Source organism: Massilia agilis, from assembly GCF_024756255.1.
In the GTDB taxonomy this organism is placed as follows: domain Bacteria; phylum Pseudomonadota; class Gammaproteobacteria; order Burkholderiales; family Burkholderiaceae_D; genus Telluria; species Telluria agilis.
This window is the reverse complement of the sequence record NZ_JANUHB010000001.1, coordinates 656,425-672,523: the sequence shown is the minus strand read 5'-3', so window position 1 is coordinate 672,523 and position 16,099 is coordinate 656,425. Positions and strand designations below refer to the sequence as shown.

The window sequence follows — 16,099 nt, the reverse complement described above, 5'->3', positions numbered from 1 at the left end:
GCGTACATATGGGCAAGTTTCTGTACATCGGGACAATACTTTTGGGTCAGTTCCGTGACAATCACGGCACAAGGGCCGCGAAACGGCGCCCGGCTGCGGTGCAGGTGCCGAACCACTGCGCACCCGGGCTGGTCTTAACCTGTGTGGAAGCAGGCGAGGCAAGCATGACATGCTCGGTATTGGCAGCGGCGGCGCTGTGCGCACTCATCGCTGGCTGCAGCGCGCCGGGGCCGCGCGAGGGTTACTACGTCACCCCGGTCGACATGCTGGATGTACTCGGCACGTATCCCTTATCCAACGGTGACACCTTGCGGATCACCCGCGAGCACAACCGGTACTGGGCGCAGACCGGGCGCATCGGCAAGGTGGAGATCGTGCCGGTCGATTCGCTCGTGTTCGCGGAAAAAGCAGGCATCCTGCGCTACACGTTCACGCCGCTGCCGTTCACGACCGAGGTGCGCATCGACGGCATGGCGCCGCCGAATGCGGTACGTGCGCTGACGCGGCGCCCCACCCCTTAGGTGTTGAGGGTGAACTCGGTGAACGAGGCGCCGTCCGGCTGGGCGTCCGGCTGGCTTTCTTCCTGCTTCTTTTCCGGCCCGTTGTTGAGCAGCCAGAGCAAGTTGGTGGCCGAGTCGGCGTTGGCGATCGCTTCTTCCTGCGCCACCTTGCCTTCCTTGACCAGGTTGTAGAGCGCGGTCTCGAAGGTCTGCGAGCCCGGCGACAGGCTCTTTTCCATCGCTTCCTTGATCTCGCCGATGCTGCCTTTTTCGATCAGGTCCGCGATGTAGCGGGTGTTGACCATGATCTCGACTGCCGCGTGGCGCGGGCCGCCACCGGCCGAGCGGACCAGGCGCTGCGACACGATCGCCTTGACGCTTGATGACAGGTCCTGCAGCAGCGCGGCGCGGTTTTCAATGGGGTAGAAGCTGATGATGCGGTTGAGCGCGTTGTAGCTGTTGTTCGCGTGCAGGGTGGCCAGCACCAGGTGGCCCGACTGCGCGTAGGCCAGCGCCGCCGCCATGGTTTCCTTGTCGCGGATCTCGCCGATCAGGATGCAGTCCGGCGCCTGGCGCATCGAGTTCTTCAGCGCGGTGTAAAAGCTCTTCGCGTCCGCGCCGATCTCGCGCTGGTTGACGATCGACTTCTTGTTCTTGAACAGGTATTCGATCGGGTCCTCGAGCGTGAGGATGTGGCCGGTCTTCTGCTCGTTGCGGTGGTCGAGCATGGCCGCGATGGTGGTGGACTTGCCCGATCCGGTGGCGCCGACCAGCAGCAGCAGGCCGCGCTTTTCCATGATCAGTTCGGCAAGCACCGGCGGCAGGCCCAGTTCGCCCAGCGGCGGGATGTTGGCCGGGACGAAGCGGAACACGGCCGAGATCGAGCCGCGCTGGCGGAACGCCGACAGGCGGAAGCGCCCGAGGTTGGGGACCGACACGCCCATGTTCAGCTCGTTCTCGTTCTCGAGCTCGGCCATCTGCTCGGGCGTGCAGATTTCGGACAGGAGGGAGTGGATGTTTTCCGGCTCCAGCTTGTGCTGGTTGATCGGGATGAGGTTCCCGTTGATCTTGATGTGCACCGGCGAGTTCACCGCGAAGAACATGTCCGACGCGTTTTTCTCTTTCATCAGCTGGAACAGGCGGTCCATTGCCATTGTCGTCTCTCCCTCGTTGTCGATTCTTGTTGTGTTCGTACCGCGTGGGCACAAGTGCCCACCCTACCGGCCCACGCGGTCAGCCAGGCTCAGAACCCGCGCAGCAGCTCGTTGATGCCCGTCTTGGCGCGGGTCTTGGCGTCCACCTGCTTGACGATCACGGCGCAGTACAGGCTGTACTTGCCGTCGCTGGACGGCAGGCTGCCCGACACCACCACCGAGCCGGCCGGGATGCGACCGTAGCTCACTTCGCCGGTTTCGCGGTTGTAGATCTTGGTGGACTGGCCGATGTACACGCCCATCGAGATCACCGAGTTCTCTTCGACGATCACGCCTTCCACGATCTCGGAGCGCGCGCCGATGAAGCAGTTGTCTTCGATGATGGTGGGGTTGGCCTGCATCGGTTCGAGCACGCCGCCGATGCCCACGCCGCCGGACAGGTGCACGTTCTTGCCGATCTGCGCGCACGAGCCGACCGTGGCCCAGGTGTCGACCATGGTGCCTTCATCGACGTAGGCGCCGATGTTCACGTACGACGGCATCAGCACCACGTTCTTGCCGATGAAGCTGCCGCGGCGGGCCACCGCAGGCGGCACCACGCGAAAGCCCCCCTTGGCGAAGTCCTCGGCGCTGTAGTTGGCGAACTTGGTGGGCACCTTGTCGTAGAACTGAATGTCGCCGCTGGCCACCGGCACGTTGTTCTCGAGGCGGAACGAGAGCAGCACCGCCTTCTTGATCCACTGGTTCACGAGCCAGCCGCCGGCTTCTTTCTGGGCCACGCGCAGGCTGCCGTCGTCAAGGCCGGCGAGCACGTGGGCGACGGCGTCGCGCAGTTCGGCGCTGGCGGACGATGCGTTGATCTCGGCGCGCTGTTCCCACGCGGTGTCGATGATGGTCTGGAGTTGTTGGGTCATGATGGATCTACAAGTTGAAAATGCTGGTGCGCCCGGCGTCAGGCGCGAATCGATTGGCAGTACTGGACGATGCGGTTGGCCGCTTCCAGTCCTTCGTCCACCCCGGCCACCAGGGCCATGCGGATGCGGTTGCGGCCGGGGTTGACCCCGTGCGCGTCGCGCGCGAGGAAGCTGCCGGGCAGAACCGTCACATTATATTCGGCGTACAGGCCGCGGGCGAATTCGGTGTCCGACAGGCCGGTGCGGCGCACGTCGGCCCACAGATAGAAGCCGGCGTCGGGCAGCTCCACGTCCATGACCGGCTTGAGCAGGGGCGTGATGAGGTTGAATTTTTCGCGGTACAGCGCGCGGTTCTCGGCCACGTGCGATTCATCGTTCCACGCCGCGATCGACGCGGCCTGGATCGGCGGGGACATGGCGCCGCCGCAGTAGGTGCGGTACAGCAGGAAGCGCTTGAGGATGGCCGGGTCGCCGGCCACGAAGCCCGAGCGCATGCCCGGCACGTTGGAGCGCTTGGACAGGCTGGAGAACACGACCAGGTTGCGGTAAGGCCGCTCTCCGCCGCTGCGCCCGAGCGCATGCGCCGCTTCCAGCGCGCCCAGCGGCGCCGTGGCGCCGTGGTAGATCTCGGAATAGCATTCGTCGGCCGCGATCACGAAGCCGTAGTGGTCCGACAGCGTGAACAGCGCTTTCCAGTCGGCCTGCGACAGGGTGGCGCCGGTCGGGTTGCCGGGCGAGCACACGTACAGCAGCTGCACCCGCGCCCACACGTCTGCCGGCACGCTTTCGTAATCGCAGCCGAAATTGCGGGCCGGTTCGGAATTGACGAAGTAGGGCTCGGCGCCGGCAAGGTAGGCCGCGCCTTCGTAGATCTGGTAGAACGGGTTGGGGCAGGCCACCAGCGCACCGGGGCGGCTGCCGTCGATGACGCACTGGGCAAACGCGAACAGCGCCTCGCGCGAGCCGTTCACCGGCAGCACCATGGTGGCCGGGTCGAGCGTGGGCACGCCGTAGCGGCGCTCGATCCAGCCGGCGATGGCCGCGCGCAGCGGCTCGCCGCCATGGGTGCTGGGATAGTGCGCCAGCCCCTCCAGGCCCTGGACCAGGGCTTTCTGGATGAATGCGGGTGTCGGGTGCTTCGGCTCGCCGATGCCCAGGCTGATCGGCGCGTAGCCGGGATTGGGCACGACGCCGGAGAAAAGTTGACGCAGTTTTTCGAACGGATAGGGGTGGAGCTTCTCGAGGTTTGGATTCACGACTGGTACCGGATCTTGGGCATGCGGATGGTTTGTTAATTATAGCGCCGATAAGTTCGGGCCAACGGCCCCCTTGTTGGTGTGGATTTGCAGTAAGATGTATGTGTCCAGAACGTAGTCACCCCAGAAGCAGACCCACCGTGCCGATCAAATACGCGAGAAGCCTCACCGGCCACCGGCGCACCGTCAGCGCCAACCGTCACCTCGGACTCACCCTGGCCTTCGTGGCCGGGGCTACCAACGCGGGCGGGTTCCTCGCTGTCAAACAGTACACATCCCACATGACCGGCATGGTGTCGTCCATGGCCGACAACCTGGTGCTGGGCGGCTATGAGCTGGTGTTCGACGCGGCCGGGGCGATCCTGTCCTTCCTGCTCGGTGCGGCGTGCACGGCGCTGATGGTCAATTACGTGCGGCGCCAGCGCTTGTACAGCGAATACGCGCTGCCGCTGCTGCTCGAGGCGACGCTGCTGCTGGTGTTCGGCGTGCTCGGCGCGCGGCTGCAGAGCGTGCAGGGGCTGTTCGTGCCGATCACGGTCATGCTCCTGTGTTTCATCATGGGTTTGCAGAACGCGGTCATCACCAAGCTGTCGCATTCGGAGATCCGCACCACGCACATGACCGGCAACCTGACCGACATCGGCATCGAGCTGGGCCGGCTGATTTACTGGAATGCGGACCGCGACCAGCCCAAGGTGCTGGCCAACCGGGCGCGCTTGCGCTTGCTGGGCTCGTTGGTGGTGTGCTTCTTCACCGGCGGTGTGGTTGGCGCGATCGGCTTTGCGCGCATGGGCTTTGTCTCGACCGTGCCGTTGGCGGCGCTGTTGTGCGTGATGGCGATCGTGCCAACGGTCGACGACCTGCTGCGCGTGATCGCCCGCATGCGGAAAAAGCGCGGACCGGCGCGCGGCTAGCCCGGCTCTGCCACCTCGACCGGCGCCGTGGCCACCACCCGGTTGCGGCCGGCGCGCTTGGCCTCGTAGAGCCGCCGGTCGGCCGCCAGCAGCAGGCCGCACAGGGATGCGTGGCGCGAGGGCAGCACGCTCGCCACGCCAATGCTCACCGTGACCCAGTTCGAGGTGGGCGAGCGCGGGTTGGAGATGTGCAGCGATTCGACATCCGCGCGGACCGCCTCGGCCAGCCGTGCCGCCGCCTCGGCCGGCGTCTCCCCGAACAGCAGCACGAACTCTTCGCCGCCGTAGCGCGCCGCCAGGTCGGTCGCGCGCGCCGCGTGCCGCTGCAGCACACCGGCCACCTGCTGCAGGCAGGCGTCGCCGGCGGCGTGGCCCAGCGTGTCGTTGTACAGCTTGAAATGGTCCACGTCGAGCATCAGCAGCGACAGCGGGGCGCCGCTGCGCAGCGCGCGTTGCCACTCCTTTTCCAGGAAGCGGTCGAACTGGCGGCGGTTGGGGATGAGGGTGAGCGGGTCGGCCATCGCGGCGCATTCCAGCGCCCAGGCCGAACGCTTGGACTGGAGCTGGGCACGCAGGCGGGCGCACAGTTCGGCCACCCGGGCGGGCTTGGTGACGTAATCGGACGCACCGGCCTCGAAGCCCGCCACGATGTCGTCCGTGCCCGCGCGCGAGCTCACGAAGATGACCGGGATGGTGGAGGTGGCCGGATTGGCTTTCAGGCGGCGGCAGGTTTCCAGCCCGTCGATGCCGGGCAAGGCCAGCTCCAGCAGCACCAGGTCGGGCTGGGCGCGCACGGCAAGGTCCAGCCCTTCCTCGCCGCTGCCGGCGGCAATGGCGTTGTAGCCGCGTTCCTGCAGCAGGCTGCGCAGGGCGTCGCGGCAGGCTGGCGCATGGTCGATCACCAGCACCGTTGCTTGTCGCGCAGTGGACTCGGTCCCCAGAACCGCCATGCCGTTGCCTCGCTCAGCCGTTGGTTTTGCGTCGAGAAAATCATACCGCGACGAAACCCGGTGCGGCGGGCAACCTATAAGAACTGATAGGGAATTGTTGCGGCGCGGGTAGCGGCGCGGGGAAGGCGGCGGACGCCGGGTGGCGTCCGCGCGGGGAGGGCTGGCTTACAGCATGTCCTTGATCAGCTTGCCGAGGATGGCGACACCCTCGCGGATGCGCTCCGGCGGCACCGTCACGAACGACAGGCGCAGCGTGTTGGTGGCGGCTTCGTTGGCGTAGAACGGCGCGCCCGGCACAAAGGCCACGCGGGCCGCGATGGCCTGGTCGAGCAGCTTGAGCGCGTCGATCTGCTTGGGCAGGGTGACCCAGATGAACATGCCGCCTTCGGGGCGGGTCCAGGTGGCCTCGGCCGGGAAGTGCTCGGCCAGCGCGTCGAGCATGACCTGGCACTGGTTGCCGTACAGCTCGCGGATGGTCGGGATGTGGCGGTCGAGGAAGCCGTCCTTGATCACCTCGTGCACCACCATCTGGGTGATCTGGGCGGTGTGCAGGTCGGCCGCCTGCTTGGCCAGCTCGAGGCGGCGCACCAGCGGCAGCGGGGCGCACACGTAGCCCAGGCGGATGCCGGGGGTGAGCACCTTGGAGAACGAGCCCATGTAGATCACGCCGTCCGGGTTCATGGCGACCATGCGCGGCATCGGCTCGCCCTTGTACGACAGCGCGCCGTACGGATCGTCCTCGATCAGCGGCAGGCCCAGGCGCGCGCAGGTTTCGACCAGTTCGCGGCGGCGCTCGACCGACAGCGTGCGGCCGGTCGGGTTCTGGAAGTTCGGCAGCGAGTAGAGCAGGCGGGCGCCTTGCGCCACCGCCTCGATCGACGAGGGCACCAGGCCATGGTCATCGGTGTCGACCGATTTGAATTCGGGGCGGTACACCGAGAACGCCTGCAGCGCGCCCAGGTAGCTGGGGGTTTCGACCAGCACGCGGCTGCCTTCGTCGATCAGCACCTTGCCCAGCAGGTCCAACGCCTGCTGCGAGCCCGAGACCATCAGGATCTGCTCGGGGACGATCTTGGAGCCTCCGGTGGAGAGATAGTTGGCGATCCACTCGCGCAGCGGCGGGTAGCCATCCGTGGGGCCGTACTGCAGCGCGACGCGGCCGTTGTCGGTCAGGACCTTGTCGTACGCCTCTTTCATGCGCTCCACCGGGAAGGTGGCGGGCGAGGGCAGGCCGCCAGCAAAGGAGATGATCTCCGGGCGCTGGGTGATTTTCAGGATTTCGCGGATGAACGAGCTTTGCAGCTGTTGGGCGCGCTCCGAAAAATGCCACTGGATGGGGTTGGGATTCTCGATTTTCATACTCATCTCACAGAAGGGACCGCAGGTGGTGCTGGGCCATTATAAGCCACGCTGGATAAGCGGGCTCGGGAAAGGCCGGCGCCTGGTGGGCTCCGGCCCGGGTTATTTATGCACTGCCATCACTGCGTTGAACGTACCACCGTCGTCCCGGCGCAGGCCGCCGAGGATTCGCCGGGACGACGAAGCTGGCTAATTAATTAAGCAATTTCCACGATCATTTCGATCTCGACACACGCGCCGCGCGGCAGCGAGGCCACGCCGAACGCCGAGCGGGCGTGCTTGCCGGCATCACCGAACACCTCGCCCAGCAGCTCGGAGCAGCCGTTGGTGACCAGGTGCTGCTCGTTGTAGTCCGGCGTCGAGGCCACCAGGCTCATGACCTTGACGATGCGCTTGACGCGGTCCAGGTCGCCGCCGCAGGCTTCCTGCAGGGTGCCGATCAGGTCGATCGCCACGGCGCGCGCCGCTTCCTGGCCCTGGGCGGTGGTCTTGTCCTTGCCCAAGGTGCCCGTGTTCGGGCTGCCGTCCGCGTTCTTGGCGATGTGGCCGGAAATGAAGACCAGGTTGCCGGTCTGTACATACATGACGTAGGCGGCGGCCGGGGTTGCCGGCGCGACCAGGGTGATGTTCAGTTCTTTGAGCTTGTCGTAGACGGACATGTGCTGTTCCATTGGGTTGAGGGTTGATGCAAAAGCGATATTGTACCTGCCCCGGGCGCGCCTTCGCAGCCGTTACGCTTGACGCAGGACGGCGCCGAACAGCGCCGCGTCCACGTTGCCGCCGGTGAGCGGCAGGCCGAGGCGGCTCGCCCGCAGCCGGCCCTGGTCGCGCAGCTGCAAGGCGCCTGCCAGCGCGGCCGCGCCGGCGCCCTCGGCCAGGTTGTGGGTGCAGGTGTAATACAGGCGCATCGCCCGGGCTATCTCGTCGTCGGTCACGGTGATGATGTCGTCCACCTCGCGCAGGATCAGGTCCAGCGAGGACTGCTCCGGCACGCGGCAGGCCACGCCGTCGGCCAGCACGGTCGAGACCGGGGCATCGACGCTGCGCCCGGCTGCGAACGACAGCGCATAGGCCGGCGCGTGGGCCGAGACCACGCCGACGATCTTCATGGCCAGCCCGAGGGCGGCGCGCGCGGCGATGGCGGCGCTGATGCCGGAACCCTGGCCGATCGGCACCAGCACCAGGTCGATGTCCGGTTGTGCGCGGAACAATTCGAGCCAGTAGCTGGCCACGCCCGCGACGATGTCCGGGTGGCAGGACGGGACCATGTGCAGGCCGTCGCGCTCGGCCAGGGCAAGCGCGTGTTCCCGGCTCTCGTTGAAATCGTCCCCGTGCTCGACCAGCGTGGCGCCAAAGCCGCGCATGGCCGCGTTCTTTTCCACGCTGTTCCCGCGCGGGACGACGATGGTTGCGGCCAGGCCGTTGCGGCGCGCGCCCAGCGCCACCGACTGGCCATGGTTGCCGCGCGTGGCTGCGATCACGCCCTTCACGCCGGGCTCGCGCCCGAGCAGGCGCTCGATATAAACGAGCGGCCCGCGCGCCTTGAACGCGCCGGTGGGGGTGTGGTTTTCGTGCTTGATCCAGGCCTGAACGCCCAGTTCCTGGTTCAGCAAGGGCCAGGTGTATTGCGGCGTCGGCTGCATCATGGCATAGACGATGGCGGCGGCCTGGTCGAGTTCGGGCAGGGTAGACAGTTGCATGGGCGGTTGCGGGCTCGTTGTTGTACAGGTATCCTAGCCGTAAATACCAGTACAGTCCCATTACACTTTTTCGGATAATTCTCGTGCTGTAACGGCGAAATGGCCAGTACACCTTGGCGGATCATCATGTTCATCATCGTCGCACTTGCATCCTATCTGGCGTTTTGGCCGGTGCCCATCGAGCCGCGGGCCTGGCAAGCGCCGCAGTCGCCGGGTTACACGGGTGTGCACGCCGCCAACAGCAAGCTGGCTGGCTTGCAACGCATCGCGCTGGACGGGGAAGCCGGCCCTGAACACGTTGCGGTTGGTCCGCACGGCAAGCTCTACGCGTCGGTCGCCAGCGGGCACATCTTGCGGATGAATGCCGACGGCAGCGGCAAGGAAGTGTTCAGCACCACCGGCGGCAGGCCGCTGGGCATTGCGTTCGATGCGTCGGGCGGCATGGTCGTCGCCGACTCGGTCAGGGGACTGCTGTCGATTGCGCCGGACGGCAGCCCGACGCTGCTGGCGAACGAGGCGGCCGGACAGGCGATCGGGGTGGCCAACGGGGTCACCGTGGCCGGCTCCGGCAAGTTCTATTTCACCGATACGTCGTCGCGCTTTCCTGGCGCGCAGTGGGGGCAGGAGGGCGCGTTGCTGGACGTGTTCGAACAGTCATGCACGGGCCGGGTGCTCGAATACGATCCCGGCGCCAGGGCGGCGCGCGTGGTCGCGCATGGCCTTTGTTTTGCCAACGGCATCGTGCTTTCCGCCGACGAGCAGTCGCTGTTCGTCAGCGAATCGACGCGCTACCGCGTGCTGAAAATCGCCGTAGCGGCCGCGCAGCTCGACGTGTCCGCGCCATCAAGCCAGGCAAGCGTGGTGCTGGACAAGCTGCCGGGCTATCCCGACAACCTGACGCGTGGACTGGACGGGCGGATCTGGCTGGGGCTGGCGGGCCCGCGCAACATGCTCGACCAGATGGCCGGCCACCCGTGGATGCGCAAGCTGGCGCTGCGCATCCCGCGCGTGCTGTGGCGCATGCCCAAGCCATACGGGCACGTGATCGCGTTCACCGAAGACGGCAAGGTGGTCGCGGACCTGCAGGACCCGAGCGGCGAAACGCGGACCACCACCGGGGCGACCGAAACGGTGGATGGGCTCTACATCCACAGCGTCGATGCAACGAGCATTGGCTGGCGCCCGCGGCAATAGGAGGACGGCAGATGGACAAGGTCGCATCGGCACTGGGCGCGCCGCTGTCGCGCGAATCGGGCGAATCGCTGTCGGACCAGATCGTGCGCGCGGTGGCGGCGCGCATCGACGACCGGCACCTGAGGAGCGGCGCGCGCATGCCGTCGATCCGCCAGTTCGCCAAGGCGCATGGCGTGTCGGCCTTCACCGTGGTGAACAGCTACGACCGGCTTGTGGCGATGGGCTACCTGGAATCGCGGCGTGGCGCCGGCTTTTTCGTGCGCGAGCGCGCGCCGCTGGCGCCGGAGCGCAAGCCGGCCGAGGCCAGTGCCCTGGGCCGGCCGCTCGATGTCGTCTGGCTGATCCGCAACCTGTTCCGCCAGGCGCCGCCGCAGTTCTCGCCTGGCTCGGGCGTGCTGCCGGCCGAGTGGCTTGCCGGCCCGGCCGTGTCGAACGCGCTGCGCGCCATCGGCCGCCAGAACAGCCATGGCCTGCTGGCCTACGGCACGCCGGCCGGCTTCCTGCCGCTGCGCCAGCAATTGCAGCGCAAGCTGGCCGAACTCGAGATCGCGGCCGGGCCGGATCAGATCGTGACCACCGTGGGCGTGACCCAGGCCGTGGACCTGGTCGCGCGCGAACTGTGCCAGAGCGGCGATGCCGTGTTCGTTGACGATCCGGGATGGTTCCTGATGTTTGGCTCGCTGTCGATGCAGGGGCTGAAGGTGATCGGCATTCCGCGCCTGGCGGACGGGCCGGACATTGCCCAGCTCGCGGCGCTGGCGGCGCAGCACAAGCCGCGGCTGTACATCATCACCTCGGTGCTGCACAACCCGAGCTCGACCTCGCTGTCGGCGGCCAAGGCGTTCCAGGTGCTGCGGCTGGCGCAGGAGCACGGCTTTACGATCGTCGAGGACGACGTCTACTGCGACCTGCACCCGGGAGCGCCCACGCAGCCGGTGACGCGGCTGGCGGCGCTCGACCAGCTGCAGCAGGTGATCTACCTGGGCGGATTCTCCAAGTCGATGTCGGCCAACCTGCGGGTCGGCTTCATCGCCACCTCGCGCGAGCGCGCGCAGCGGCTCACCGACCGCAAGATGCTGTCCACGCTGACCACCAGCGAGCTGACCGAACGGGTGGTGTACAAGATCCTGTCGGAGGGCGTGTACCGCAAGCACGCAGACCGCCTGCGCGCGCGGCTGGACGCGGCGCGGCCCAAGGCGCTGCGCGAGATCGAGGCGGTTGGGCTGCGCGTACCGACCGCGCCGCCTGCCGGCCTGTTCGTGTGGGCGGATGCCGGACGCGATACGAACGTGCTGGCCGAGCGGGCCATGGCCGAGGGCATCCTGCTGGCGCCGGGCAGCTTGTTTTCGCCCAGCCAGCTGCCGTCCACCTTCATGCGCTTGAACATTGCGGCGCTGGGAGAGCCAACGGTGTGGCGCTTTCTCCAGCGCGAGCTCGATCGGCAGCCGTAGGGTGGGCTCTCGAGCCCACGCGGATTTGTCACGCATCGCTTGCAACGGCGTGGGCTCGAGAGCCCACCCTACGAAGCGGCGCCGGCGCGCTGCCTGAACCAGTTGGCGCTTGCCTCGTCGGCCGGGAAGAACGACTCCAGCCGCAGTTCGTGCACGGTCACGTCGTGCGGCGTGCCGAGGGTGGTGATGGTGGTGAACAGGTTCAGCTCGACCCCGTCCTTGCGCAGCGTGAGCGGCAGGAAGGGCAGGGCGCGGCGGTCCAGGTTGGGCACGGCCGACGCTTCGCGCATGCCCGGCAGCGCGGTCAGCTCGGCCAGCAGCGCGGCCGCTTCGCTGCCCGGGCCGTCGCCCATCGCCTCGCGCTGCACCCACTGCAGCAGGTCGGCGCCCACTTCCTCCCAGTTGGCCAGCCACGGGCGCAGGCCGTTCGGGTCGAGCGTGAGCCGGATCACGTTGACCGAGCCGTCGCGCGGGATCGGGGCGTGCGCCGGCATGCCCAGGAACCAGCGCATCATCGCGGCCGCCGGTTCGTTGGCCATGACCAGGTTCCACAGCCGGTCCACCACCAGCGCCGGGTAGGGCGCCGCTTGCCGCAGCATGAAGTCGAGCGCCTGCTTGACCGCGCCCATCTCGGGATCGGACAGCTTGCGTTCCTGGTACGCGGGCGCGAACCCCGCCGCGAGCAGCATCACGTTGCGCTGCCGTAGCGGCACGTCGAGCGTGATGCCGAGCTTGAGGATGAGCTCCCGGCTTGGCTGCGCGCGGCCGCTTTCGAGGAAGGACAAGTGGCGCTGCGAAATGCCGCTTTCGGCCGACAGCCGCAACTGGGAAAAGCCACGCTTGGTGCGCCAGTAGCGCAGGGCGGCGGCAAAGTCGCTGAAATACTGGTCGGCAGGCGCCCTGGTGGCAGTGTCCATCGTGTCCCCTTTGCGGTTGTGGCAGCCATTCTCGCGCCTATTGCCGGATGAATTCAAGCAGGTCGGCGTTGACCCGGTCCATGTGCGTGATGAACATGCCGTGCGGTGCGCCTTCGTACACCTTGAGCGTGGCGTGGGGCAGCAGCGCCGCGCTGCGTTTGGCCGTCAGCTCCAGCGGACAGGTGGCGTCGGCGTCGCCCGCAATCAGCAGCACCGGAATGTCGATGCGCGGCAGGTCGGCCCGGAAGTCGGTGTGCGTCAGCGCCGCATGGCATTCGCGCAGCGCGTGCAGCGAGGCCGTGAAGACGAGCTGGCGCAGCCACCCCTTCATCCCCTGCGGCGTTTCCTCGTACACGAAGGGCACCATGTTGTCGTCCACCCACTGCGGCAAATCGCGCACCAGTTCTTCGTTGCGGAAGGTGTCGAAGTACGCCTGGTCGATGCCGTCCGGGTTGTCGGCGGTTTGCGGCAGGTAAGGTGTCACCGTACCCAGCAGGGCCGCGCGGGCGACGCGTGCGGTGCCGTGGCGGGCGAGGTAGCGCACGATCTCGTTGCAGCCCATCGAGTGGCCGACCAGGGTCACGCCGCGCAGGTCGAGCGTTTCGATGACGGCGGCGATGTCGTCGGCCAGGGTGTCGAAGTCGTAGCCGCGGCCCGGGTCGCCGGACCTGCCGTGGCCGCGCCGGTCGAAGGCGATGACGCGCATGCCGCGGTCGAGCAGGTGCATCATCTGGTACTGCCACGATTCGGAGGGCATGGACCAGCTGGCGACAAACAGCACCGGGCGGCCCTCGCCCCAGTCGCGGTAGAACAGTTCGGTGCCGTCGGCGGCGCGGATGGTGTTGGGGCGGCAAGTCGTGGTCATGGCTGCCTCCTTACGCCACGTTGTCCAGGAAGCCGGTGACGCTGGCAAGGCGTCCGTCACCGTCCAGCAGGCCGACGTCGGTCCCGCGTGCCACCGCCGCGCCGTCGGGCGCATGCAGCGTCCACGAAAAGCGCACCGCGTCGTGATGGCCTTCCGGCTGGCCGGCCAGCTGGAAGCGAAAGCCCGGGAACTTGTCCTGCACCGCGCCGATCAGCGTGTCGATGCCCAAGTGGCCGCTGCTGGCCGCCATCGGGTCGGTGTAGGTGGCCTCGAGCGTGAAAACCCGGGCCACCTGCGCGCGGCGCGCGACCGGGTCGCGCTCGTTCCAGGCTTGCAGGTATTGTTCGGCGATGCGGTTGGCGCTGTCCATCGTGATCTCCTTTGAGAGTGGGTTGTCGATGCAAGCCATTCTCCGGAGATCCGCGCGGTGCGGCGATTACGTCCCAGGTAATAGGATTTGGCGGCGAGCGCTCAGGCAATGCCGAGCTGGCGTGCCTGCGCGGCCGAGTCGCGCGCGCCCCAGCGGCGGGTGATCTTCTCGCCACTCACCTCGAACCACTCCATCGCCACCAGTTCGTAGGACTTGCCGGTCGGCTCGTGGCCGAAGGCGGGCGCCTTGAAGGTGCCGGTCTCGGTGAAACGCGCCACCACGGTGTTGCCCTCGGCGATCATTTCCTCGATGCGCAGCTGCATGCCGTAGCCCTCGATCAGCTGGCGCCAGATGGGCGACACTTTCTCGAACACCCCTTTGCCCATCACGCCCTGGATCTGCGCGTCCTCGGTGAACAGGGCACCCAGTGCGGCCAGGTCGCCACGGTTGAAGGCGTCCACATAGCGGCGCACGACGTCTTTTGGGTCTTTGCTCATCTCGTCTCCATGGTAAATACAGCAATTTTAGGGCATTCGCCTTTCTCGCGTGCAAACACCCCTTGAAACCGCTGTTGCCATCCCCATATCGCAACGGTCCGTTTAACCCGACATTACCACGAGGAAAACATGGCTGTTGCCGAAAAAGAAACTCTTGGCTTCCAAGCGGAAGTTAAACAACTGCTGCACCTGATGATCCATTCCTTGTATTCGAACAAGGAGATCTTCCTGCGCGAACTGATTTCGAACGCCTCCGACGCGGCCGACAAGCTGCGCTTCGAGGCGATCAACAACGACGCCCTGTACGGCAACGACCACGAACTGAAGATCAAGGTCACGTTCGACAAGGCGGCCCGTACCATCACCATTTCCGACAACGGCATCGGCATGAGCCGCGAGGAAGCGATCGCGCACCTGGGCACCATCGCCAAATCGGGCACCAAGGAATTCTTCAGCAAGCTCTCGGGCGACCAGCAGGCCGACGCGGCCCTGATCGGCCAGTTCGGCGTGGGCTTCTATTCGGGCTTCATCGTGGCCGACCGTATCACCGTCAACACCCGCAGGGCGGGCGTGGACGCGTCGCAGGGCGTGCGCTGGGAGTCGAGCGGCGAGGGCGACTACAGCGTGGAGCAGATCGACAAGCCGAACCGCGGCACCGACGTGATCCTGCACCTGCGCGAGGGTGAGGACGAGCTGCTGTCCGCCTGGAAGCTCAAGTCCATCATCCGCAAGTACTCCGACCACATCTCGATCCCGATCGAGATGCAAAAGGAAGAGTGGGACAAGGACAAGCAGGAGAGCGTGCTCCAGGACGAGTTCGAGACCGTCAACCAGGCCAGCGCGCTGTGGGCACGTTCCAAGTCCGACATCACCAAGGAGCAGTACGAGGAGTTCTACAAGCACGTTTCGCACGACTTCCAGCCGCCGCTGGCCTACACCCACAACCGCATGGAAGGCCGCAGCGAGTACACGCAGCTGCTATACGTGCCGAGCCACGCACCGTTCGACCTGTGGGACCGCAACAAGCGCGGTGGCATCAAGCTGTACGTCAAGCGTGTGTTCATCATGGACGACGCCGAGCAGCTGATGCCGACCTACCTGCGCTTCATCAAGGGCGTGATCGACTCGGCCGACCTGCCGCTGAACGTCTCGCGCGAGATCCTGCAGGAGTCGCGCGACGTGCGCGTGATCCGCGAGGGTTCGACCAAGCGCGTGCTGGGCATGCTGGAAGAGATGGCCAATGCGGACGAGCAGGAACAGAAGGACAAATACAAGACCTTCTGGACCGAGTTCGGCCAGGTGCTCAAGGAGGGCATCGGCGAGGACTTCACCAACAAGGACCGCATCGCCAAGCTGCTGCGCTTTGCCTCGACCCATAACGACAGCGACGTGCAGGACGTGTCGTTTGCCGATTACGTGGGCCGCATGAAGGAAGGCCAGGACAAGATTTACTACGTGACCGCCGAGAGCTTCAACGCGGCCAAGAACAGCCCGCACCTCGAAATCTTCCGCAAGAAGGGCGTGGAAGTGCTGCTCATGACCGACCGCGTGGACGAGTGGATGCTGTCGTTCCTGAACGAGTTCGAGGGCAAGGAGCTGGTGTCGGTGGCCAAGGGCGGCCTGGACCTGGGCAAGCTCGAGGACGAGGCCGAGAAGAAGGAACACGAAGAGACCGAAACCCAGTACAAGGAGCTGGTCGAGAAGATGAAGGGCGTGCTGGGCGAAAAAGCCAAGGACGTGCGCGTGACCTTCCGCCTGACCGATTCGCCGGCCTGCCTGGTGGCGGACGAGAACGAGTTGTCGGGCAACCTGGTACGCATGCTCAAGGCGGCCGGCCAAGAAGCGCCGGAATCCAAGCCCATCCTCGAGATCAACCCGAACCACCCGCTGGTCACGCGCCTGAAGTACGAGGACGCGGCAAGCCCGCGCTTTGCCGACTGGTCGCACATCCTATTCGACCAGGCGATGCTGGCCGAGGGCGGCAGCCTGAGCGACCCGGCGGCGTTCGTGAAGCGCCTGAACGAGATCCTGCTGGCGACGCCGGCGAAGTAAGTCATC

16 protein-coding genes are annotated in these 16,099 nt (G+C 66.4%); 5 read left to right on the top strand and 11 right to left on the bottom strand.

What is annotated here, in order from left to right; translation table 11 throughout:
- Positions 1–8: 8 nt before the first annotated feature.
- Positions 9–521 carry a hypothetical protein gene (locus tag NX774_RS03035; RefSeq protein ID WP_258820660.1) on the top strand — a complete coding sequence of 171 codons (513 nt, stop codon included), beginning with the start codon at positions 9–11 and terminating at the stop codon, positions 519–521.
- Here the strand turns inward: NX774_RS03035 and NX774_RS03030 are convergent.
- The 3 genes from NX774_RS03030 to dapC all read right to left on the bottom strand — a co-directional run bounded on the left by NX774_RS03030 (position 518) and on the right by dapC (position 3,824).
- On the bottom strand, positions 518–1,654 hold the full coding sequence (locus tag NX774_RS03030; protein WP_258820659.1) for a PilT/PilU family type 4a pilus ATPase: 1,137 nt from the start codon (positions 1,652–1,654) through the stop codon (positions 518–520). The genes NX774_RS03035 and NX774_RS03030 overlap by 4 nt on opposite strands.
- An 89-nt stretch (positions 1,655–1,743) precedes the next feature.
- Positions 1,744–2,568: a 2,3,4,5-tetrahydropyridine-2,6-dicarboxylate N-succinyltransferase gene (gene dapD, locus NX774_RS03025; protein ID WP_258820658.1), complete on the bottom strand. Its 825-nt coding sequence runs from the start codon at positions 2,566–2,568 to the stop codon at positions 1,744–1,746.
- 38 nt (positions 2,569–2,606) lie between these two features.
- Positions 2,607–3,824 carry a succinyldiaminopimelate transaminase gene (gene dapC / locus NX774_RS03020; protein WP_258820657.1) on the bottom strand — a complete coding sequence of 406 codons (1,218 nt, stop codon included), beginning with the start codon at positions 3,822–3,824 and terminating at the stop codon, positions 2,607–2,609.
- 140 nt (positions 3,825–3,964) lie between these two features.
- On the opposite strand from dapC, the gene NX774_RS03015 reads away from it, so the two are divergent.
- Positions 3,965–4,738, top strand: coding sequence for a YoaK family protein (locus tag NX774_RS03015; protein ID WP_258820656.1), 774 nt, complete (start codon positions 3,965–3,967; stop codon positions 4,736–4,738).
- On the opposite strand, the gene NX774_RS03010 is transcribed toward NX774_RS03015, so the two are convergent.
- From NX774_RS03010 to NX774_RS02995, 4 genes are all read right to left on the bottom strand, one after another.
- Positions 4,735–5,688 (bottom strand): diguanylate cyclase, encoded by a 954-nt coding sequence (locus NX774_RS03010; protein ID WP_258820655.1) that lies wholly within the window; start codon positions 5,686–5,688, stop codon positions 4,735–4,737. The genes NX774_RS03015 and NX774_RS03010 overlap by 4 nt on opposite strands.
- A 165-nt stretch (positions 5,689–5,853) precedes the next feature.
- The gene (locus tag NX774_RS03005; protein WP_258820654.1) at positions 5,854–7,047 is read right to left on the bottom strand and encodes an aminotransferase-like domain-containing protein; all 1,194 of its coding nucleotides are present in this window, start codon (positions 7,045–7,047) and stop codon (positions 5,854–5,856) included.
- Between the two features lie 197 nt (positions 7,048–7,244).
- The gene (locus NX774_RS03000) at positions 7,245–7,706 is read right to left on the bottom strand and encodes a RidA family protein (RefSeq protein ID WP_258820653.1); all 462 of its coding nucleotides are present in this window, start codon (positions 7,704–7,706) and stop codon (positions 7,245–7,247) included.
- A gap of 72 nt (positions 7,707–7,778) precedes the next feature.
- Complete coding sequence (locus tag NX774_RS02995) at positions 7,779–8,747, bottom strand: threonine dehydratase (protein ID WP_258820652.1); 969 nt, start codon at positions 8,745–8,747, stop codon at positions 7,779–7,781.
- Between the two features lie 126 nt (positions 8,748–8,873).
- Between NX774_RS02995 and NX774_RS02990 the strand changes: the two genes are divergently transcribed.
- Positions 8,874–9,941 carry an SMP-30/gluconolactonase/LRE family protein gene (locus NX774_RS02990; protein ID WP_258820651.1) on the top strand — a complete coding sequence of 356 codons (1,068 nt, stop codon included), beginning with the start codon at positions 8,874–8,876 and terminating at the stop codon, positions 9,939–9,941.
- 11 nt (positions 9,942–9,952) lie between these two features.
- Positions 9,953–11,392, top strand: a complete 1,440-nt coding sequence (locus NX774_RS02985) for an aminotransferase-like domain-containing protein (protein WP_258820650.1) — start codon at positions 9,953–9,955, stop codon at positions 11,390–11,392.
- A gap of 68 nt (positions 11,393–11,460) precedes the next feature.
- Here NX774_RS02985 and NX774_RS02980 read toward each other — a convergent pair whose 3' ends face one another.
- The 4 genes from NX774_RS02980 to NX774_RS02965 all read right to left on the bottom strand — a co-directional run bounded on the left by NX774_RS02980 (position 11,461) and on the right by NX774_RS02965 (position 14,041).
- Positions 11,461–12,309 (bottom strand): helix-turn-helix domain-containing protein, encoded by an 849-nt coding sequence (locus NX774_RS02980; protein WP_258820649.1) that lies wholly within the window; start codon positions 12,307–12,309, stop codon positions 11,461–11,463.
- Between the two features lie 37 nt (positions 12,310–12,346).
- Positions 12,347–13,174: an alpha/beta fold hydrolase gene (locus NX774_RS02975; RefSeq protein WP_258820648.1), complete on the bottom strand. Its 828-nt coding sequence runs from the start codon at positions 13,172–13,174 to the stop codon at positions 12,347–12,349.
- Between the two features lie 10 nt (positions 13,175–13,184).
- On the bottom strand, positions 13,185–13,544 hold the full coding sequence (locus NX774_RS02970) for a nuclear transport factor 2 family protein (protein ID WP_258820647.1): 360 nt from the start codon (positions 13,542–13,544) through the stop codon (positions 13,185–13,187).
- Positions 13,545–13,645: 101 nt separating this feature from the next.
- Positions 13,646–14,041 carry an ester cyclase gene (locus NX774_RS02965; RefSeq protein WP_258820646.1) on the bottom strand — a complete coding sequence of 132 codons (396 nt, stop codon included), beginning with the start codon at positions 14,039–14,041 and terminating at the stop codon, positions 13,646–13,648.
- 129 nt (positions 14,042–14,170) lie between these two features.
- Here NX774_RS02965 and htpG point away from each other — a divergent pair, with 129 nt between their 5' ends.
- Positions 14,171–16,093: a molecular chaperone HtpG gene (gene htpG, locus NX774_RS02960; RefSeq protein WP_258820645.1), complete on the top strand. Its 1,923-nt coding sequence runs from the start codon at positions 14,171–14,173 to the stop codon at positions 16,091–16,093.
- Positions 16,094–16,099: the final 6 nt, after the last annotated feature.

Bases quoted from the DNA above. Each gene is read 5' to 3' on its own strand.
- NX774_RS03005 (WP_258820654.1), bottom strand. From the start codon at position 7,047: ATGAAAATCGAGAATCCCAACCCCATCCAGTGGCATTTTTCGGAGCGC.
- NX774_RS02975 (WP_258820648.1), bottom strand. From the start codon at position 13,174: ATGACCACGACTTGCCGCCCCAACACCATCCGCGCCGCCGACGGCACC.
- NX774_RS02970 (WP_258820647.1), bottom strand. From the start codon at position 13,544: ATGGACAGCGCCAACCGCATCGCCGAACAATACCTGCAAGCCTGGAAC.
- NX774_RS03000 (WP_258820653.1), bottom strand. From the start codon at position 7,706: ATGTCCGTCTACGACAAGCTCAAAGAACTGAACATCACCCTGGTCGCG.
- NX774_RS03030 (WP_258820659.1), bottom strand. From the start codon at position 1,654: ATGGCAATGGACCGCCTGTTCCAGCTGATGAAAGAGAAAAACGCGTCG.
- NX774_RS02985 (WP_258820650.1), top strand. From the start codon at position 9,953: ATGGACAAGGTCGCATCGGCACTGGGCGCGCCGCTGTCGCGCGAATCG.
- dapD (WP_258820658.1), bottom strand. From the start codon at position 2,568: ATGACCCAACAACTCCAGACCATCATCGACACCGCGTGGGAACAGCGC.
- NX774_RS02965 (WP_258820646.1), bottom strand. From the start codon at position 14,041: ATGAGCAAAGACCCAAAAGACGTCGTGCGCCGCTATGTGGACGCCTTC.
- NX774_RS03010 (WP_258820655.1), bottom strand. From the start codon at position 5,688: ATGGCGGTTCTGGGGACCGAGTCCACTGCGCGACAAGCAACGGTGCTG.
- NX774_RS03035 (WP_258820660.1), top strand. From the start codon at position 9: ATGGGCAAGTTTCTGTACATCGGGACAATACTTTTGGGTCAGTTCCGT.
- NX774_RS02990 (WP_258820651.1), top strand. From the start codon at position 8,874: ATGTTCATCATCGTCGCACTTGCATCCTATCTGGCGTTTTGGCCGGTG.
- NX774_RS02980 (WP_258820649.1), bottom strand. From the start codon at position 12,309: ATGGACACTGCCACCAGGGCGCCTGCCGACCAGTATTTCAGCGACTTT.
- htpG (WP_258820645.1), top strand. From the start codon at position 14,171: ATGGCTGTTGCCGAAAAAGAAACTCTTGGCTTCCAAGCGGAAGTTAAA.
- NX774_RS02995 (WP_258820652.1), bottom strand. From the start codon at position 8,747: ATGCAACTGTCTACCCTGCCCGAACTCGACCAGGCCGCCGCCATCGTC.